The sequence below is a fragment of the Vibrio sp. SCP2 genome, from assembly GCF_059295395.1.
The window spans coordinates 13313-32028 of record NZ_JCAFVV010000014.1 but is presented as its reverse complement, the minus strand read 5'-3'; the positions used below and the strand labels follow the sequence as shown (position 1 = coordinate 32028).

The 18716-nt window shown below is 44.8% G+C and carries 18 protein-coding genes; 13 read left to right on the top strand and 5 right to left on the bottom strand.

Annotated elements, in window-relative coordinates; all coding sequences use genetic code 11:
• From ccmD to AC5O63_RS21200, 7 genes are all read left to right on the top strand, one after another.
• Complete coding sequence (gene ccmD / locus AC5O63_RS21230; protein ID WP_004748648.1) at positions 1-207, top strand: heme exporter protein CcmD; 207 nt, start codon at positions 1-3, stop codon at positions 205-207.
• Positions 204-689: a cytochrome c maturation protein CcmE gene (ccmE, locus tag AC5O63_RS21225; protein ID WP_171322526.1), complete on the top strand. Its 486-nt coding sequence runs from the start codon at positions 204-206 to the stop codon at positions 687-689. The genes ccmD and ccmE overlap by 4 nt, the downstream gene beginning before the upstream one ends.
• Positions 686-2644 (top strand): heme lyase CcmF/NrfE family subunit, encoded by a 1959-nt coding sequence (locus AC5O63_RS21220; RefSeq protein ID WP_494506170.1) that lies wholly within the window; start codon positions 686-688, stop codon positions 2642-2644. Before ccmE ends, AC5O63_RS21220 begins: the two co-directional genes overlap by 4 nt.
• The gene (locus AC5O63_RS21215; RefSeq protein WP_004748651.1) at positions 2644-3198 is read left to right on the top strand and encodes a DsbE family thiol:disulfide interchange protein; all 555 of its coding nucleotides are present in this window, start codon (positions 2644-2646) and stop codon (positions 3196-3198) included. Before AC5O63_RS21220 ends, AC5O63_RS21215 begins: the two co-directional genes overlap by 1 nt.
• Positions 3195-3680 carry a cytochrome c-type biogenesis protein gene (locus tag AC5O63_RS21210; RefSeq protein WP_494506169.1) on the top strand — a complete coding sequence of 162 codons (486 nt, stop codon included), beginning with the start codon at positions 3195-3197 and terminating at the stop codon, positions 3678-3680. The genes AC5O63_RS21215 and AC5O63_RS21210 overlap by 4 nt, the downstream gene beginning before the upstream one ends.
• Positions 3680-4897, top strand: coding sequence for a c-type cytochrome biogenesis protein CcmI (gene ccmI / locus AC5O63_RS21205; protein ID WP_494506168.1), 1218 nt, complete (start codon positions 3680-3682; stop codon positions 4895-4897). Before AC5O63_RS21210 ends, ccmI begins: the two co-directional genes overlap by 1 nt.
• 66 nt (positions 4898-4963) lie before the next feature.
• Positions 4964-5719, top strand: coding sequence for an MlaA family lipoprotein (locus tag AC5O63_RS21200; protein WP_494506167.1), 756 nt, complete (start codon positions 4964-4966; stop codon positions 5717-5719).
• Positions 5720-5790: 71 nt separating this feature from the next.
• Here the strand turns inward: AC5O63_RS21200 and AC5O63_RS21195 are convergent, their stop codons facing one another.
• The 4 genes from AC5O63_RS21195 to AC5O63_RS21180 form a co-directional block, all read right to left on the bottom strand.
• Positions 5791-7098: an outer membrane protein transport protein gene (locus AC5O63_RS21195; protein WP_494506166.1), complete on the bottom strand. Its 1308-nt coding sequence runs from the start codon at positions 7096-7098 to the stop codon at positions 5791-5793.
• A gap of 331 nt (positions 7099-7429) precedes the next feature.
• Positions 7430-8740 carry an outer membrane protein transport protein gene (locus AC5O63_RS21190; protein WP_494506165.1) on the bottom strand — a complete coding sequence of 437 codons (1311 nt, stop codon included), beginning with the start codon at positions 8738-8740 and terminating at the stop codon, positions 7430-7432.
• 265 nt (positions 8741-9005) lie between these two features.
• A complete protein-coding gene (locus tag AC5O63_RS21185; protein ID WP_272786684.1) occupies positions 9006-9734 on the bottom strand; it encodes a DUF3379 domain-containing protein in 729 nt (242 codons plus the stop codon).
• Positions 9727-10233 (bottom strand): sigma-70 family RNA polymerase sigma factor, encoded by a 507-nt coding sequence (locus AC5O63_RS21180; RefSeq protein ID WP_253649379.1) that lies wholly within the window; start codon positions 10231-10233, stop codon positions 9727-9729. Before AC5O63_RS21180 ends, AC5O63_RS21185 begins: the two co-directional genes overlap by 8 nt.
• A gap of 646 nt (positions 10234-10879) precedes the next feature.
• Here AC5O63_RS21180 and fadI point away from each other — a divergent pair.
• The 3 genes from fadI to AC5O63_RS21165 all read left to right on the top strand — a co-directional run bounded on the left by fadI (position 10880) and on the right by AC5O63_RS21165 (position 14952).
• The gene (gene fadI, locus AC5O63_RS21175) at positions 10880-12187 is read left to right on the top strand and encodes an acetyl-CoA C-acyltransferase FadI (RefSeq protein WP_494506164.1); all 1308 of its coding nucleotides are present in this window, start codon (positions 10880-10882) and stop codon (positions 12185-12187) included.
• The gene (fadJ, locus tag AC5O63_RS21170) at positions 12187-14310 is read left to right on the top strand and encodes a fatty acid oxidation complex subunit alpha FadJ (RefSeq protein WP_494506163.1); all 2124 of its coding nucleotides are present in this window, start codon (positions 12187-12189) and stop codon (positions 14308-14310) included. Before fadI ends, fadJ begins: the two co-directional genes overlap by 1 nt.
• Positions 14311-14403: 93 nt before the next feature.
• Positions 14404-14952 carry an NAD(P)H nitroreductase gene (locus tag AC5O63_RS21165; RefSeq protein ID WP_069665855.1) on the top strand — a complete coding sequence of 183 codons (549 nt, stop codon included), beginning with the start codon at positions 14404-14406 and terminating at the stop codon, positions 14950-14952.
• A gap of 66 nt (positions 14953-15018) precedes the next feature.
• On the opposite strand, the gene AC5O63_RS21160 is transcribed toward AC5O63_RS21165, so the two are convergent.
• Entirely contained in the window at positions 15019-15894 is an 876-nt protein-coding gene (locus AC5O63_RS21160) for a LysR family transcriptional regulator (protein WP_004748335.1), read from the bottom strand.
• Between the two features lie 241 nt (positions 15895-16135).
• On the opposite strand from AC5O63_RS21160, the gene AC5O63_RS21155 reads away from it, so the two are divergent.
• From AC5O63_RS21155 to apt, 3 genes are all read left to right on the top strand, one after another.
• Positions 16136-17236: a response regulator gene (locus AC5O63_RS21155; RefSeq protein ID WP_004748334.1), complete on the top strand. Its 1101-nt coding sequence runs from the start codon at positions 16136-16138 to the stop codon at positions 17234-17236.
• A gap of 364 nt (positions 17237-17600) precedes the next feature.
• Complete coding sequence (locus AC5O63_RS21150) at positions 17601-17993, top strand: YbaN family protein (RefSeq protein ID WP_038197396.1); 393 nt, start codon at positions 17601-17603, stop codon at positions 17991-17993.
• Between the two features lie 169 nt (positions 17994-18162).
• On the top strand, positions 18163-18708 hold the full coding sequence (gene apt / locus AC5O63_RS21145; protein WP_004748330.1) for an adenine phosphoribosyltransferase: 546 nt from the start codon (positions 18163-18165) through the stop codon (positions 18706-18708).
• Positions 18709-18716: the final 8 nt, after the last annotated feature.

Genomic DNA, 18716 nt, shown 5'->3' with positions numbered 1-18716 from the left:
ATGCATTTTGAATCTTTGAGTGATTTCTTTGCCATGGGCGGCTATGCCGGTTATGTCTGGACAGCATTTGGTGTCACGTTCGGTGTGATGATTGTCTTGTTGGTATTGAGTGTGAGAAGAGGTCAATCTCTCCTCGGCGAAGTACAAGCGAAAATAGACAGACAAGCGCGAATTGATGCGGCGAAAAATTTGGAGAACACATTATGAACCCAAGACGTAAAAAGAGGCTCGGCATTGTTCTTGCGATCTTTATCGGTATCAGTGCCACAATTGGTTTGATGCTGTATGCATTGAACCAGAATATGGACCTTTTCTATACCCCGACAGAGCTTGTTAACGGTAAACCTGATGGGACTAAACCTGAAGTCGGTCAGCGCCTTCGCATTGGTGGTATGGTTGTGGTTGGTTCCGTTAAGCGTGACTCTGAGTCTCTACGTGTATCGTTCGATCTACATGATGTCGGTCCAACAGTAACGATTGTTTACGACGGCATTCTTCCAGATTTGTTCCGTGAAGGGCAGGGTATTGTTGCTCAGGGCGTTTTAAAAGATGCGACGACAGTAGAAGCTTTTGAAGTATTGGCTAAGCACGATGAAGAGTACATGCCGCCAGAAATCGCAGAAGCAATGAAGAAAACCCATGAACCATTGCAATACACAGAACAACAAAAACAAGGAAGCGGTCAATGATTGCTGAAATTGGTCACTTTGCACTGATCATCTCACTGGCATTAGCAGTACTGCTAAGTATTCTGCCTTTGGTTGGTGCGTCTAAAAACAACACTTTACTAATGAATAGCGCCAGACCTTTGTCTTGGGGCATGTTCTTGCTACTTGCCGTTTCATTTGCAATTTTGCTATGGGCTTTCTATACCAACGATTTCACGCTTAACTATGTTGCGAGTAACTCGAACAGCCAGTTGCCGTGGTATTACCGTCTAACCGCGGTCTGGGGCGCGCATGAAGGCTCATTGCTGCTTTGGGTATTGATCCAAGCAGCATGGACGGTCGCGGTTGCGACGTTCAGTCGTGGTATGCCACAAGAATCGGTTGCACGTGTACTTGCTGTTATGGGCATGATCACAGTGGGCTTCCTACTGTTTATCATTCTAACCTCGAACCCATTCCTGCGTACTTTACCGTTCTTCCCGGTTGATGGTCGCGATCTCAACCCACTGCTTCAAGATCCGGGCTTAATCATCCACCCGCCAATGCTGTACATGGGTTATGTTGGCTTCTCGGTTGCTTTCTCATTTGCGATTGCTTCTCTGATGACAGGTCGTTTAGATACTGCATGGGCACGCTGGTCTCGTCCTTGGACAACCGCAGCTTGGCTATTCCTAACCTTAGGTATCGCGCTTGGTTCTTGGTGGGCGTATTACGAGCTTGGCTGGGGTGGCTGGTGGTTCTGGGATCCAGTAGAAAACGCTTCATTTATGCCTTGGCTTGCAGGTACCGCCTTGATGCACTCATTAGCGGTTACCGAAAAACGCGGTACATTTAAAGCGTGGACAGTACTATTAGCTATCTCTGCATTCTCGCTAAGTTTATTAGGTACCTTCCTAGTACGTTCAGGTATTCTAGTATCGGTACACGCGTTTGCTTCAGATCCATCGCGAGGCATGTTTATCCTTGGCTTCCTAGTCTTTGTTATAGGCGGCTCATTACTTCTATTTGCACTGAAAGGTGCGTCGGTAAGAGTACGTGGTAATTTTGACCTAGTGTCGCGTGAAAACGCATTGTTGGCTAACAACGTTCTATTGATTGCTGCGCTTGTGGTGGTGCTAGTTGGTACACTTCTACCACTTGTGCATAAGCAGATTGGTTTAGGCTCCGTATCCATCGGTGCGCCATTCTTTGACATGCTATTTGCGTGGTTGATGATCCCATTTGCATTCCTATTGGGTATCGGTCCGCTTATCCGTTGGAAGCGTGACAACCTGTCAGCGCTTAAGAAGCCAATGCTAATTTCAGGGGTTATCTCACTGATACTAGCCGGTGTGTTTGTGACTATCTTCTCTGAACACTTCCTATTTATGGCTTACCTAGGCTGGGTAATGTCACTGTGGATCATCTGCTTACACGCTTTCGAATTGTACGAGCGTGCGACCCACCGTCATCCATTTATGGAAGGTGTTAAAAAGTTACAACGCAGTCACTGGGCAATGATGTTAGGCCATCTAGGTTTAGCGGTGAGTGTTATCGGTATTGCAATGGTGCAAAACTACAGTATCGAGCGTGACGTTCGTTTAGCGCCAGGTGAACATATTCAGATTCAAGGTTACGATTTCCATTTTGAGGGTCTTCGTGACAAAGATGGTCCAAACTATGATGGTTACATCGCGGACTTTAAGATCACGCGAGATGGTAAATACATCAACACTCTGCATGCAGAGAAACGTTTCTACACCACAGCGCGTTCTATGATGACGGAAGCGGCCATTGATCGTGGTTTCACTCGTGACTTATACATCGCAATGGGTGAGCGCCTTGATGACAACAAATCATGGGCGGTGCGTATTTACCACAAACCGTTTGTTCGCTGGATTTGGGCTGGGTCATTGTTGATGGCACTAGGTGGTGCAATCGCAATCAGTGACAAGCGCTATCGCTTTAGAAAAAGTGCTAAGAAGCAGGAGGCATAATGAATAAGAAGTTTTTATTTATCCCCTTAGTGGCATTTTTGGGCTTGGTCGCAGTCTTTGCGACCCAGCTAGTTAAAAACCAACATGGCGACGATCCAACGAAACTTGAGTCGGTGTTAGTGGGTAAAGAGGTTCCAGAGTTTCGTTTAGAAGACTTAGCAGAACCGGGTAAGCTATACGACCAAGCGATCTTTAAAGGTGAGCCGCTATTGCTAAACGTGTGGGCGACCTGGTGTCCGACGTGTTATGCCGAGCACCAATACTTAAATGAACTGGCAGACCAAGGCGTCAAAATCATCGGCTTGAACTACAAAGACCAGCGCGATAAAGCCGTTGGTTGGTTGACCGATCTTGGTAACCCTTACCTGATTAGTTTGTTCGATGGCAATGGCATGTTAGGCCTAGACTTGGGTGTTTATGGCGCGCCAGAGACCTTCCTTATCGATGCCAATGGTATTATTCGTTACCGTCATGTCGGTGATGTTAATGACCGCAACTGGAATGAAACGCTTAAGCCGATGTACGAAGCGATGCTAGCGGAGGCGAAATCATGAAGAAATGGATGATTGCGCTAGTGGCTAGCTTAAGTTTTGCAATGTCAGCGCATGCAGCGATTGAAATTCACGAATTCGATTCTTTAGAGCAAGAGCTTCAGTTTAAAGAGCTTGGCGATACACTGCGCTGCCCTAAGTGTCAGAACAACACCATTGCTGATTCCAACGCTGAACTTGCGGTCGATTTACGTGAAAAAGTCTATGAAATGACCAAAGAGGGTAAATCAAAGCAAGAGATCATTGATTATATGATTGCTCGCTACGGCAACTTCGTTACCTATAATCCACCATTCACGATTGCAACGTCTATCTTATGGATTGGTCCAATTGCCGTCGTGCTATTTGGGTTTGGATTTATCCTAGTTCGCAGTCGCAAACGCAAAGTAGACGTTACAGAAGACGACGAACAGCAGTGGGATTCAGAAAAAGAAGCACGTCTAAAAGCGTTGCTTGATGAAAAGAATGATGGAGATAAGCAGTAATGACACTATTTTGGATAGCTTCTGTCATTCTAGTTGCGGTGAGCGTTTTGCTGATTGCACTACCTTTTATCAAGAAGAAATCAAACAACGATGAGCAGCTTCGTGACGAACTCAATAAAGCGTTTTACAAAGACCGCTTAGAAGAGCTCGAAGAAGAGACAGATGAAGGCTTAGTTGAAGACCAGCAAGAGTTAATCGAAGATCTTAAACAGTCGCTGCTTGATGATATTCCAAGCCAAGAGAAGCAAAAGCAAGAGAGCAGCATCTCTGCAATGGCTGTGCTTGTTCCTTCTACGCTACTGGTCATTGGTCTGTCTTATGGCTTGTACTTCAAGTTTGGCGCGTCTGAAGATGTGCAGCAATGGCAGGAAGTTAGTGCTAACTTACCTGCATTATCTAAAAAGCTCATGTCACCAGATGGAACGGCTCTTAGCGATGATGAAATGCAGGATCTTACTTTAGCGTTACGTACACGTCTTCACTATCAACCAGATGATTCAACTGGCTGGCTACTACTCGGTCGTATTGCACTGGCTAACCGCGATGTCGGCACAGCCGTGGGTGCGATGAAGAAGGCATACAACCTTGAGTCGGACAATCCTGATGTGATGCTAGGCTATGCTCAAGCGCTAATGCTATCGCAAGACGATACCGATCAAGATAAGGCTCGCCGCCTGCTAGGTCAGCTGGTACAGCAAGATTATGTTGATTTGCGAGTATTCTCACTTTTGGCATTTGATGCATATGAGCGAAAAGATTATCCTGCAGCGGTTCGTTATTGGAGCATTATGCAGCAAATGATTGGTCCTCAGGATAGCCGTTACGAAATGCTATCGAGAAGTATCGAGAACGCGCAGAAGCAAATGGGTCAGCAAGTCGGCACAGGTAAATCTGTCTCGGTAAGCATCACACTCGGTGATGAGGTTAAGGCTGATCCTAACGCTTCTCTGATTGTTTCGGTTCATACTGCTGATGGTTCGCCAATGCCAGTAGCGGCAGCAAGATACCCGCTAGGAACTTTCCCACGTACCGTTGTCTTAGATGATGGCAATAGCATGATAGAAGATAGAAAGCTCTCTTCTCTTGAATCTTTGATGGTGCGCGTACGTATAGATAGTGATGGCAACGTTGCAACCAAACAAGGGGACTGGTTTGGTGAGAGCGAAGCCGTTAGAATGGGCGAACCAGTTGAAGTTATGATTGATAGTCAATATTAATAGTTATTGATTATGAGTTGACGAAGGCCGGTAACATTACCGGCCTTTTTTTATGGATTAATAATAATGAAAAAAATAAAGCCGCAGATATGGATATTGTTGCTAACCCTCGGGTTGGCCGGGTGTGCGTCAGCGCCCGAAGACGAATCTGCATTTAGCGATCCCGAAGTCTATGACCCTATGGAGAGCTTTAACCGCTCAATGTGGGCAATTAACTACGAATACCTCGATCCTTATTTTGTACGACCTGTCTCTTTAGCGTACGTAAATTATGTCCCTTCGCCGATTCGAACTGGTATTAGCAACTTTTTAGGTAACCTCGATGAACCAGCGAGCATGGTCAACAATCTGATTATGGGTAATGGTGAAAAGGCGCTCGATCACTTTAATCGCTTTTGGATCAACTCCACTATCGGTGTTGCAGGTTTAATCGATATTGCTTCTGAAGCGGGTATTACCGATCACAACGAAAAATCATTCAGTGATGCTATTGGACATTATGGCGTTGGCAATGGTCCTTACGTGATGGTGCCCGGATATGGTCCTTGGACTGTGCGCGAAACCGCTGATTTAGTGGACAAAACCTATGTGCCACTTTCTTTACTTAACTTCTGGGCAGGTCTAGGTAAGTGGGCATTAGAGGGGATGGAAACTCGCGCCGCTTTAGTTAATCAAGAAGCTTTACTCGACAATTCTCCTGACCCGTATGCAGTGGCTCGTGACGCTTATCTTCAGCGTCAAGACTACAATGCTGAGATAGAGAAAGATGATTACAATCATGAAGAAGAAGAGTACTTGGACGAGTATTTAGAAGAGTTTTAATCGTCGATAGATTGATAGAAGAAAGGCTTGGGTTAAACCAAGCCTTTTTGCTTTCTATAGCGTTCTTTTGATTAGAAAGTGTAGTTAGCTTGTACGCCGATTAGCCATACATTGCCCGAGACTTCACCGTTGAATGCGCCACCAATTGCCGCGGCTGTTTGGTCAGATGCGTCGCGAGGTTCGTTAATTGGCGCATCTTTAGCAATGATGTAAGTAAAGCCTGCATCAAGCGTAAGAGCCCTAGTCGCTTGGTAAGTTGCACCTAAACTCAGCCATGTACGATCGGTTTCTGGAATGGTCGCAGTACGGTTTTTATCAGACACTGCTGACATATCGTAGGCAATACCAGAACGTAGCGCTAGTTTTGAATCTAGCTGATAGGTGGTACCTAAAGCAAAGCGGTAGTTGTCTTCCCAGTTTTCAGATTTAATTAGATCAGAGCTACCATCGTTAAACTGCGCATTGAGTTCCTTGAAAGAGCTCCAGTCTGTCCAGTTAATACTTGCATGAATCGCAAGTTGCTCAGACAGTTGGTGAAAACTTGCAATCTCGGCAGTCGCAGGAAGAGCGATCGCTAGCTTACCTGGTTTGTGGTTACCGAAAGTCAGACCCTTTGCGTAGCCTTCGAAGTCCATCATCACTTCAGATTTATAAGCAAAACCTAGACGGTGTGCGTCATTGATCTGCCAAGCTGTACCAACTTGCCAACCCCAAGAGGTGTCGTCACCTTCCATATATTTTAGTGTTGTACCTTGAGCAACTGAGATTGGGGCATTAGTAATTGGGTGCTGACCAACAATGTTTGTCGCTGGAGCAGTCGCACCGAAGCTACCTTCTCCCATAACATAACGAACGCCGCCACCCACACTTACTGCGTCAGTCACTTTGTAAGCTAGGTTGAGGTTTGCTTCCATTGTGGTAATGCTGGCTTCGTTACCAAAATGAGAGGCTGCGAAATCAGTGCCTAAATTGGTTTCCATACCGTAGTTAGTGCCTAAAGCAAAACCAACCGCCAGTTTGTCTGAGTAGCGATGAGAAATGTATAGGTTTGGAATGATGGCATCGTTAGCAAAATCATTTGCTGAAGCAGAGCTACTGCTGTTGAGAGTTTGATGATTGACCTGACCACTAACGTCGATGTTTGGATTGACATAAATCGCGCCAGTTGAGATCTGAGTACCCTCTAGGTAAGTCAGCATAGCAGGGTTGCGCCACTGTGCGCTTGCGTTGTCTGCCATCGCAGCTTCACCAGCGTAAGCACGGCCTAGGCCTGTAGCTGAGTATTCTGCCAACTGAAAGCCTGCTGCGTTTACGCTTGTAGAGGTAGCCACTAGGCCGCATGCAACAGCAAGTGATAGAAGAGTCTTATTCGTTTTCATTGTAATGTTCGCTGAACTGATAGTATTTGTGTCGAGCGATCATAGAGTTAGAGCTATTACTTTAAAAATTAAAAACACTGTACCGACGCTTTTTGGAGTTTTATATAGGTATTGCGTGGTTTTATAGGGGTAAATACTGGATGTTAACTTAATGTTTTGATTTTTCAGCGAACATTTGTAGCATCAATGTCGATTATGGAGTACGGGTGTAAGCTAGAAATTTTGGAATGGTGAAGCGAATCGAGCTGAGGGAGCCTAGAGATTATAGATATTCGCCCAAAAGAAAAAGGCCAGCACGCGCTGGCCTTTGGATAGGTTTTGTAAGCTGAGCTTAGAATTTGTGCGTGTATTGAACACCAAATAGAATAGCTGTTGCTTTAGTTGTAGTATCTAGCTTAACAGTGCTAATCGTATCATTAACTTGCTTATCTTTACCTACTAGGTAAGTGAAGCCTAGGTCAAGCGCTTGGTCTTTGTTGATGTGGTAGGTCGCACCAGCAGAGAACCACTGACGGTCTGAATCAGGTACTGAAACCGAAGTTAGCTCATCTTGTACACCTTCATCAAACATGTAGCCTACACGCGCTTCCCAGTTTTCATTGACGTAGTAAGTACCACCGATTGAGTAGTGGAATGTGTCTTTCCACTTGTACTCTTTGATCTCAGTACCATTAGTTGTTGCTAGACGGTCAAATGCGCTCCAACCAATCCACTGTACGCTGTAGTGAACGGCAAACTTAGTGTCTTCAATGCGGTGGTAACCAGAGAATTCAAACATATCAGGCAGTGGGATTTTTAAATCGCCAATGTTTGGGTTTTGTTGGTAAGAAACCGTACCGCTAACTTCTTTTTCAGGGCTGTAATGGTAGCTTAAACCGAAACGGTTGTTTTCATTTAGCTCAAACACAGTACCCAAGTTGAAACCAACTGCCCAACCAGATGCATCGATATCCATCAATTGTTGTGTTGAAGTTGTTCCAGCAGGGATACCTGCTCCCACTACATTCATTGTTGATTGGCGCTTGAGCTCACCTTCACCATAGATGATATCTAGGCCACCACCAACACTCCATTGTTCGTTGATACGGTATGAACCAAGCAGGGCGATATTCGTTGTGGTTACATTAGTTACGCCACCAAATCCGTCAGCACCAGGTACCAAAGTATTTGTAGCCGGGATAGTTGTACCAGTTCCTGTTCCCCAGTTGCTATCAAACTCATTAGTAGTACCGAAGTTTGAGTAGATACCTAGACCAACCGCAATCTTTTCATTCACAGGGTGAACAACGTAGAGGTTTGGAACAACAGAAGTGGCGTTATTCGTTGTGTTATCTAGTGAAGTTGGAGTGCTACCAGGCAGTGGTGAAGTATAAGTAGCGTCCTTGATCTCAACTTTAGAGTCAATAACGTTAAAACCAACAGAAATTTCAGTACGGTCAAATAGTGACATTGCAGCTGCGTTGCGCGACATAACTGAAGCGTTATCCGCGATGACAGCATCACCTGCAAATGCACGGCCTAGGCCCGTTGCTGATTGAGAGTTAAGTTGAAAACCGGCAGCGAGAGCTTGCTGCGAAGCTAGAGAAGTTGTTGCGATTGTCACTGCTAATAGTGATTTTTTAAACAGACGCGTCTTGTTCATTTGTGCTTTTTCCTTTTTGTTCGTCTCTAGTGGACGATATTATTTGAGCAAAAGCTCAGTGGTGGCTGATACTAGACTCAAGTATAAGATATAGAAATCCGACCATTGCCGATTAGGGTGATAAAATTATGGAAATGATGGTTATCTGGCAGGAAAATGCTGCAAAAAACGTCTTTTTAGAGTCTTGACTCTAATTTTGTGCTAAGAAAATGGCTCAAACAGATTGTTCAAGCCATGACGTGGGTCACAAATTGTTGCGATTTTGTTAAATCATCGGTTTGATGATTTTAGATATGCTTTCAGCGATCTTAGCCACATCTTCACCTTCGTCACCGACGATGATCATGCTGGTATCTCCCATTGGTTCCACAACCCCGGCCATACCATCTTCATTGAAGTCGACTGTTTGGTTAGATGGAATCCCAGTTAAGAACAACGTGACTTTGCCTTTTTCCCCTCTGAATACCATATGTAGCGCATTCGACTTGCCGAAGCCGCAGTGGTTTAAGTAATACACATGGTACGGAAAGGTTTCAGATAGTTGGTGGTCAAAAGGCATCATCTTGGCGTTGATTTGTGATGATTTAACCTGTTCATCAAGATTTTGGATAAATGGCTTCTCATCAACAACATGCTGAAGCGCCGTCGTGGCCAAGCTCGCTTGCGCTGGAGATACAACCAGGTTGCTCCAATTTAGCTGGCCAACTAGCAAACCTGCTACAAAGGCTACCGAAGCTGCCATTGCCATCGCTTTGCGAGCAAAGTTAGGTCGCACGACGTTATCTCTCGCAACGGACGTCTGATTAAATAAAATCTTATCAGCCAGATCTTCAGGTACATCGACTGCCATTGCTTTTGCAATCTGTTTGTCGAGATCGAGGATTTCATCGGCGAACTGTGCGTTTTGTTCACTTTCTTTTATCGCCGCACTTATCTCACTATCTCTTTGTTTAGGATCGGACATGATGCGTCGGCGAAATTCTAATTCATCCATTTTGCTGCCCCCTATGTGTATTCTCTGAATCTAACATCTCTTTCAATTGGTTCCTCGCTCTAAACAGTCGAGTCATTACCGTATTTTTATTAAGACCGAGTATCTCACCGATTTCTTCGCCGCTGAATCCGCCCACAACTTGAAGGAACAGTGGCTCTCGATAATCTTCCTCAAGCTTCATGATCTGAGCTTGAACCCATTGTGTTTGGTGGTGAGGATCATCAGAAACCTTAGCATCGTTGCCATGGTCGTCGATATCTACCAGATCAAACTGTTTGCGTTCAAAACGGCGCGCATTTTCTCGTCTTAATATGGTGATAAGCCAAGATTTAGCTGCTTTTTCGTCTTGCAAGCTATCGAGAGATTTCCATGCACGTAGGCAAGTTTCTTGTACAAGGTCTTCTGCAATGGTTGGATCTTTACACAACCAATAGGCGTACCTGTATAAGTCTCTGTGATAAGCTCTGACAAGCGCTTCGTATTTTCTTTGTCTGTCCATATCCGAGTTGACCGGATCATTGGACTTTTTCTTTCCAAAAAAATTGATGATTGACACAGGAGCCTCCCTCGTTGCTCTGTGAATTTATTGTTGTTGTCACTGCGATAAGTGGAGCAGTGGTACTCATTCATTTCTTAGCAAGCTAAAGTTATCGCTTGAATAAAAGCGTAGCAATTGATGTTGTGAATAGGTGAAGTGAAATATAACAGCATCTGTTCGCCAGTATTCCACTTAAAATTGATCTATTTCAAAATCTGGCCAACTCGAAAGGTTATAGTAACACCTGTCATCTAGTCGGTGTTTACACTGACAAGTTGAGCAAGATGACACTTCCTTTTGAAGGCTGACTTTACTTTCTCCTAATCAGGAAACTGATTATTTCAATTGGCGTAAGTTAATTGCTTTATATATTCCAACCACACAGTCTTGTGTGGTTTTTTTTTGCCAGCAATCTCTACGACAACCATTCTACCTATAAGTTACACCTATTTTATCAAGTTATCTCTTAGTCCAGTGTTATTTATCGCTATTGACCGATAAGCAGCGTAATCTGTCGTAAGTCACGTTTATTCAAACGACCGTTTGATTGAATTAACATTCTCGTTACAATGATTCTGGTCAGACCTCTACTTATTAAGGAGCAACAATGGGCAAGCAGGAAGTGAAAACTCGCTCAGGAGAACGTGTAGCGATTGTCGCAGGATTGCGAACACCGTTTGCACGTCAAAGTACAGAATTTAGTCAAGTCCCGGCGGTAGACCTCGGAAAAATGGTCGTGAGTGATATGCTTGCTCGCACTGAAATCGATCCAAAACTGATTGAGCAGGTTGTGTTTGGTCAGGTTGTACAAATGCCTGAAGCACCAAACATTGCGCGAGAGATCGTGCTTGGAACGGGGATGGACATTAATACCGATGCTTACAGCGTGACACGTGCTTGTGCGACGAGCTTCCAATCAGCCGTAAACGTTGCCGAAAGCATTATGGCGGGAACCATTGATGTCGGTATTGCTGGCGGTGCGGACTCCTCTTCTGTTCTGCCAATTGGTGTTTCGAAGAAACTAGCGGCAAACCTGCTAGCACTGAGTAAAACCAAGACGCTCAGTCAAAAGCTCAATATTCTTAAAACTCTGTCATTGAAAGATTTAATGCCAGTACCGCCTGCTGTCGCTGAGTATTCTACTGGCTTATCAATGGGTCAAACGGCGGAGCAAATGGCGAAATCGCATGGTATTACTCGTCAAGCACAAGATGAACTTGCTCACCGTTCTCATACTCTTGCTGCTCAAGCTTGGAATGATGGCAAGATAGAAGGGGAAGTCATGACGGCATTCCCTGAACCTTATAAGAAATGGATCGCTAAAGATAACAATATTCGTGAAGATTCTACGATTGAGGGTTACGCAAAACTTCGTCCTGCATTTGACCGCCAGTACGGCAGTGTAACCGCGGCCAACAGTACGCCTCTTACCGATGGTGCTGCGGCAATCATGTTGATGCGCGAAGGCAAAGCGAAGGAGCTAGGATTAGATATCATGGGCTACATCCGCTCTTATGCTTTCTCTGCAATTGGTGTAGAGAAGGACATGCTTATGGGGCCTTCTTACGCAACGCCGATGGCGCTCGAACGCGCGGGTATCGAGCTCTCAGATCTGACGTTAATCGATATGCATGAAGCCTTTGCTGCGCAGGCGCTTTCAAACGTTAAGATGTTCGCAAGCGATAAATTTGCCAAAGAGAAGCTGGGTCGCTCCAAAGCGATTGGCGAAATTGATATGGATAAATTCAATGTGTTAGGTGGCTCGATTGCGTACGGTCACCCATTCGCTGCGACAGGCGCGCGTATGATCACTCAAACGTTGCGTGAACTGCAACGAAGAGGTGGTGGTTTAGCATTGAATACAGCCTGTGCCGCAGGCGGTTTAGGCGCAGCTATGGTACTGGAGGTAGAGTAATGAGCGACAAAACTGCATTTAACTTATCTATTGATGATCAAGATATCGCTTGGCTCTCTATTGATGTTCCAGGCGAGAAGATGAATACCCTTCAAGCCGCTTTTGCTGAAGAAATGGAAGCGATCTTCGCTCAACTTGCGGAGAAAGGTGCGGCAATTAAAGGTTTGGTGGTTCATTCGTTGAAACCAGATAACTTCATTGCGGGTGCCGACGTACGTATGCTTGATGCTTGTACCAGTGCTAAGGAAGCGCAAGCATTGGCAGAAAAAGGACAGCAAATGTTCCAGCAGCTTTCAGACCTGCCTTATCCGGTTGTGGCTGCTATTCATGGCCCTTGTTTAGGTGGTGGGCTAGAGCTTGCACTGGCTTGTGATTACCGTGTGTGTAGTGATTCAGACAAAACCCGTTTAGGTTTGCCAGAAGTACAGCTTGGCCTATTGCCAGGCTCGGGCGGTACTCAGCGACTGCCTCGTTTGATCGGTTTGTTGCCTTCATTAGATATGATTCTTACTGGCAAACAGCTTCGAGCAAAGAAAGCGAAAAAACTGGGCGTGGCAGATGCGGTCGTTCCTCACACGGTTTTGCTTGATGTTGCGAAAAGCTTTGTCGAAAAACATGCGGGTAAGAAAAAAGCGAAACGTAAGGTCTCAACCAAAGAGAAGCTAATCTCAAATACGGGCTTAGGCCGCAAAGTGATTTTTGAGCAAGCCGCTAAAAAGACAAATGATAAAACTCGTGGAAACTACCCAGCAGCTGACGCTATTTTGGAAGTGATTCGCTTTGGTCTCGAAAAGGGCTTTGAAAAAGGTCAGAAGAAAGAAGCTGAGCGTTTTGGTGAGCTAGTGATGACCTCTGAGTCAAAAGCGCTACGTTCGATCTTCTTTGCAACCACAGAGATGAAAAAAGAGCACGGCAGTGATGCTCAACCTAAACCTATTGCAAGAGCAGCGGTACTAGGTGGTGGCCTTATGGGCGCAGGGATCAGTCACGTAAGCGTGGCTAAAGCTAAAGTGCCTGTTCGAATCAAAGATGTGTCCAACGACGGTGTACTTAATGCGCTCAAATACAATTACAAACTGTTTGAGAAGCAAAGAAAACGTCGAATCATCTCCAAAGCACAATTACAAAGCAAAATGTTGCAGCTTTCTGGTGGGACAGATTTTACTCGCTTTAATCACACCGATATTGTTATTGAAGCGGTATTCGAAGATCTCAACCTTAAGCAACAAATGGTGGCAGATATCGAGAGTAACGCCAAAGATAGCACCATTTTCGCGACCAATACTTCGTCTTTGCCAATCCATCAGATTGCAGAGAAAGCGGAGCGCCCAGAGAACGTCGTCGGTCTACACTATTTCAGTCCAGTAGAGAAAATGCCATTAGTAGAGGTCATTCCTCATCAAGGTACTTCGGATGAAACGATTTCAACGGTAGTGGAATTTGCGCGCAAGCAAGGCAAAACACCGATTGTGGTTAAAGATTGTGCAGGTTTCTACGTAAACCGAATCTTAGCGCCTTACATGAATGAAGCGGCGCAAGTTCTGTTGACTGGAGAGCCAATCGAACAGCTTGATACCGCACTGCTTAATTTTGGTTTCCCTGTTGGTCCAATCACCTTACTTGATGAAGTCGGCGTTGATATTGGTGCCAAAATTATGCCCATCTTAGTCGCTGAGCTTGGTGAACGTTTCCAAGGGCCCGACGTGTTTGACAAGCTGCTTAACGATGACCGTAAAGGGCGTAAGAGCGGTAAAGGCTTCTATACCTACAAAGGCAAAAAGAAAGAAGTCGACAAGTCAGTGTATAAGTTACTGAGCTTGAGCCCAGAATCTAAGCTTGCTGAGAAAGACATCGCTATGCGTTGTGTTCTACCAATGCTCAATGAAGCGGTTCGATGTTTAGACGAAGGCATCATTCGCAGCCCAAGAGATGGTGATATTGGTGCTATTTTTGGTATCGGTTTCCCTCCATTCCTAGGAGGTCCATTCCGTTATATGGATCAAATTGGAATCGAAAAATTGGTGGAAATCATGAACGAACATGCGCAGAAATATGGCGATCGATTTGCTCCATGTGATGGTCTACTCACGCGAGCAGGCATTGGCGCTAAGTTCTACGACTAAAACCAAAGCTCTACTTAGGCGAACCAATGGGTTCGCCTTTTTCGTTTATGGGCGTTATTATCAAGAAAAACAAGACACTAAAAAGGAAGTCTCATGGATGCTCTAGATTTATTGTTGAACCGTCGCTCAATAGCAAAGTTATCTGAGCCTGCTCCTGAAGGAAAAGCGCTGGAAAACATTATTCGCGCAGGACTAAGAGCGCCAGATCATGCTGGTTTGACACCCTGGCGCTTTGTTATTGCGCAAGGTGAGGGGCTCAACAAGTTGTCTGACATTCTAGTCAAAGCAGCGCAAGCTGAAGACAGTGAACAAGCTGTTGTGGATAAGGTTAAGAATGCGCCGTTTCGTGCCCCGATGGTGATTACTGTTATTGCTAAAGTGACCGAACATGAGAAAGTGCCGGCGCTAGAGCAATACCTTTCAGCAGGTTGCGCCGTTCAAGCGATGCAGATGGCAGCGGTTGCTCAAGGTTTTCAGGGATTCTGGCGTTCGGGCAAATGGATGTTCCACCAAGAAGTGCACCAAGCGTTTAATCTCGAAGGTGACGATGAAATTGTTGGTTTTCTTTATCTTGGTACGCCAGGTTGCACACCAATGAAAGTACCAGAGCGGGATTTGAGTAAGTTCGTCGAGTATCTGTAAGAATTAAAAAAAGCTTGGTGATTACCAAGCTTTTTTACTTTTGGCGCTTGATTCGGTCAACAGACCCTAGTGAAGATTGTAAGCAATAACAAAATCAATAAACAAACGTACTTTTTCTGGTAGATGATCTTTATGGTTATAGAGCATATAGATATCGCGCGGGTTAGCACTCCAGTCTTCAAGAACGCGAACTAAGCTACCATCCTCAATGTATTCCCTCAGCATGACATCAGGCATAAGAGTGATACCTAAACCAGAAGAACAAGAGCTTCTTACCACGTCTAAGGTATTGGCTTGAAAGCGACCTTTATCGTTATTGATCACGGTTTCACCGCTATTGTTCGATAGCTGCCATTTAAGCAGTGGCGATCCTTTAAGCAAAGAGTGGTGATGCAGATCTTCCGCGTGCTTGGGTTCTGGATTTAATTTCAGATATTCAGGGCTAGCGACCAGAATATCAGCCACTGAGCTGATTTTACGCGCGATGAGACTTGAGTCACGCTGCGGACCAACTCGAAAAATCACATCCCACTCAGTTGGGTCCAACTGATCGGCGTGGTTGCTGGTCGTTAGCTCAATATTGATGTCTGGGTACTTTGCCATAAAGGCGTTGTACATAGGCATCATCATGCGCTTGGTCAGGTTAGAAGGCGCGGTAATACGAATTTTACCCGCAGCCCCTCGGCACTCATCGGTTAACTCCTCTGCAGCTGAGGCTAAGCGACTAAGCAGAGGAGAACATTCATTGTAAAAACGTTCACCTGCTTCTGTAAGGGAAAGTTTACGAGCATGGCGATTGAGAAGGCGTAGGTTCAAAGAATCTTCTAGAGCCTGAATACGTCGCGTTATTGTCGCTACAGGAATCATCGTTTTACGAGAAGTTGCGGTATAACTCCCGTTTTCGACTACCAGTCTAAATAGGTTTAGATCATCTAATTTCATTGTATCAGACACACATTTTTACGAATTTGGTTAATTTATATGTATATCAAACGTCAAAGTTTGAGTCACATCAACAAGTTTATCGATATTTGCTATTCCATACATATAGTATGCAACAAGGCTTCAAAGTGGAAGATTTGTATAAATCGCAGTTCGAGACTACTTTTTAAGGAGTGTGTAGAACTAAATACAACAATAACAATAAAGAGTAGTAACATTAGTTTGTGTGAGGCAAAGATTTATGCATAAAACAGTTGAAGTTGGAACCAGTGCGGCTGTGCCTGTCGCCGCTGGGCAAAAGGTGATCATGCTGGTGGATGACGATCCTATCTTCCGCCGCATCACACTCGGCTTTCTAGAATCCCAAGGCTACAAGGTTGTAGAGGCGGAGAATGGACTCGATGGGTTGCAAAAACTGCGTTCTAATGAACCGGATTTGATTCTGTGTGATCTGTCGATGCCCATTTTAGATGGTATCGAGTTCGTTGAAGAAGTCAGTCTCGAATACCCCTCATTGCCGCTAATTGTTGTTTCTGCTACCGATGAAATTTCAGATGTGGCGAAAGCGCTACGTTTTGGCATTAAAGACTTTCTACCTAAACCAATCAGTAATCATGAGCACCTAGCGTGCGCTATTGAAAACACTCTTGACGACTCGGATAACCATTTAAGCGATCAACGTGATTTTTCCAGCCAATGGTTCAGAGTCGATAGCGGTGATATGCCAGAAGAGCAAGAATTGCATTGGCATTTAGAGTACCTTGACGAGAATCCAAGCGCGGCTAAAGATTTGCTACATGCTCTGTTACCAGACAAAGATACTTCTCAAGGCGATTGGAAATGCAGCTATCGTTTGCTCCAGTCAACGGATGTGATGCCACTTGTCTTTGATTACGCATGGCTCATTAACGGGCAGTTTGCTTTTTATCTCGTTGATTCTGACAGTGAAGGGCAGCATGGAGCGGCTACCACCTTGTTGGTTCGCGCGCTTTTCCATGATTACCTACGTAACCTCAAGTGCTTTAATGCCGATCTTAAAGACATCGCAAGCTTGCTTGAGAAGGGGATTAAGTGCTCCGATTGCAGTACACCTGTTAAAGCCATATTTGGTATCGCTGATTTATCGGAGGGGACGTTATCACTTCTCCCTGCAGGATTAGATGCTCAGTGGGCTAACGGGTATTTTTCTCAGCACATTCCGGCAGGGGTTATGCTAGGAGAAAATTGCGTTAAAAACTTTATTACCACTGACTTACCCATTCAGTCAGCTTGCCAGTTAACGCTAAGTCGTTTGGGCTCAAGCAGTTTTAGCTTAGATATTTATCGTGGCAGCAACGCCTAGCCACAATAGCTAGAATCATTAGCTGAGCATGACTCATCCCGATGGTGGGTATAAGGCTCAACAGACACATTTCAAATAACCCTTTTGTTAGTCGGTGTTTGTCGACTAACGATTAGGGTATAGTCCGCCATAAAACAAAAACAACCCAAGTTATTAACATTTGATTAATCTCATGGGAGTAAAGTCAACACCTATAATTAGAGAAGCAAGCTCATGGCAGACAAAGATTTTAAAGAACCTTATAATATTTACTACTTTCTTGGATTCATAGCAGTACTGCTTATCCCAACGCTACCAGCAACCTTGACTTGGATTCGCGTGCTTAATGGATATGCAGGCTTCTAAATAGCGTTCGGAGCATACCATCTTAATTCGCAGACTCTTTCTTAATTTTGTTGGTGTGCTCAGCCTAATTCTGGGCTTTATAGGTATTTTTTTACCACTCCTACCGACCACTCCGTTTATTCTTCTTGCTAGCGCTTGCTTCATGCGCAGCAGTCCCAAATTTCATCGTTGGCTGCATCAGCACAAAACCTTTGGTCCTATTCTCACTAACTGGCATCAAAATGGCGCTGTGACCGCTAAGGTCAAAAAGCGTGGTGTGATATGCATACTCATCAGTTTTGCCTTTTCAATTTGGGTCGTACCGCACTTCTGGTTAAAGATTGCTCTTGTATTGATGCTCATCATTTTACTCAGTTGGTTTATTCGTCTGCCTGTGACTGAGTACCTTGCCGATAGAGAAGAAAATCACTAAGATTGTGAAGAAGTGTGCCCGCTTTTGAAGTGGGCGTTTGTTTTTTAGGCACAATGAACCGTGGCAGTTACTTTAGTCATTTCCAGAGGTTAGGTTGTGCTCAGAATTACGCTAGTCAATGGGTAAGCGTTTAGAAAAATGCGCCAACTAGCCAATCTAAGAATGAATTATGACTACTGAAACAATCTCACAGATCAAATCAAGCATTAAAAGCATCCCAGATTACCCTAAGCCAGGCATTCTATTTCGTGACGTAACAAGCCTAATGGAAGACGCAGCGGCTTATCAGGCAACGATTCAGCTGTTAGTTGATAAGTACAAAGATATGGGCTTTACCAAAATTGTTGGTACTGAAGCTCGTGGCTTTCTGTTTGGCGCACCATTGGCTCTAGAGCTTGGTCTTGGTTTTGTACCAGTACGTAAACCGGGTAAGTTACCACGTGCAACTGTTGCTCAGTCTTATGAGCTAGAATACGGCACAGACACGCTTGAAATCCACGTTGACGCGATCAGTGAAGGTGACAAAGTGCTTGTTGTTGATGACTTACTTGCTACAGGCGGTACGATTGAAGCAACAACGAAGCTGATTCGCCAACTTGGTGGTGAAGTTGAGCACGCAGCTTTCGTTATCAACCTTCCAGAGATTGGTGGTGATAAACGTCTTGAAGGTCTTGGCCTTAACGTTTACAGCATCTGTGAGTTTGAAGGTCACTAATCGGGTAG

What these genes read in the sequence shown, in the direction of transcription:
- ccmD (WP_004748648.1), top strand. Translation starts at nt 1, where the DNA reads ATGCATTTTGAATCTTTGAGTGATTTCTTTGCCATGGGCGGCTATGCC.
- ccmE (WP_171322526.1), top strand. Translation starts at nt 204, where the DNA reads ATGAACCCAAGACGTAAAAAGAGGCTCGGCATTGTTCTTGCGATCTTT.
- AC5O63_RS21220 (WP_494506170.1), top strand. Translation starts at nt 686, where the DNA reads ATGATTGCTGAAATTGGTCACTTTGCACTGATCATCTCACTGGCATTA.
- AC5O63_RS21215 (WP_004748651.1), top strand. Translation starts at nt 2,644, where the DNA reads ATGAATAAGAAGTTTTTATTTATCCCCTTAGTGGCATTTTTGGGCTTG.
- AC5O63_RS21210 (WP_494506169.1), top strand. Translation starts at nt 3,195, where the DNA reads ATGAAGAAATGGATGATTGCGCTAGTGGCTAGCTTAAGTTTTGCAATG.
- ccmI (WP_494506168.1), top strand. Translation starts at nt 3,680, where the DNA reads ATGACACTATTTTGGATAGCTTCTGTCATTCTAGTTGCGGTGAGCGTT.
- AC5O63_RS21200 (WP_494506167.1), top strand. Translation starts at nt 4,964, where the DNA reads ATGAAAAAAATAAAGCCGCAGATATGGATATTGTTGCTAACCCTCGGG.
- AC5O63_RS21195 (WP_494506166.1), bottom strand. Translation starts at nt 7,098, where the DNA reads ATGAAAACGAATAAGACTCTTCTATCACTTGCTGTTGCATGCGGCCTA.
- AC5O63_RS21190 (WP_494506165.1), bottom strand. Translation starts at nt 8,740, where the DNA reads ATGAACAAGACGCGTCTGTTTAAAAAATCACTATTAGCAGTGACAATC.
- AC5O63_RS21185 (WP_272786684.1), bottom strand. Translation starts at nt 9,734, where the DNA reads ATGGATGAATTAGAATTTCGCCGACGCATCATGTCCGATCCTAAACAA.
- AC5O63_RS21180 (WP_253649379.1), bottom strand. Translation starts at nt 10,233, where the DNA reads ATGGACAGACAAAGAAAATACGAAGCGCTTGTCAGAGCTTATCACAGA.
- fadI (WP_494506164.1), top strand. Translation starts at nt 10,880, where the DNA reads ATGGGCAAGCAGGAAGTGAAAACTCGCTCAGGAGAACGTGTAGCGATT.
- fadJ (WP_494506163.1), top strand. Translation starts at nt 12,187, where the DNA reads ATGAGCGACAAAACTGCATTTAACTTATCTATTGATGATCAAGATATC.
- AC5O63_RS21165 (WP_069665855.1), top strand. Translation starts at nt 14,404, where the DNA reads ATGGATGCTCTAGATTTATTGTTGAACCGTCGCTCAATAGCAAAGTTA.
- AC5O63_RS21160 (WP_004748335.1), bottom strand. Translation starts at nt 15,894, where the DNA reads ATGAAATTAGATGATCTAAACCTATTTAGACTGGTAGTCGAAAACGGG.
- AC5O63_RS21155 (WP_004748334.1), top strand. Translation starts at nt 16,136, where the DNA reads ATGCATAAAACAGTTGAAGTTGGAACCAGTGCGGCTGTGCCTGTCGCC.
- apt (WP_004748330.1), top strand. Translation starts at nt 18,163, where the DNA reads ATGACTACTGAAACAATCTCACAGATCAAATCAAGCATTAAAAGCATC.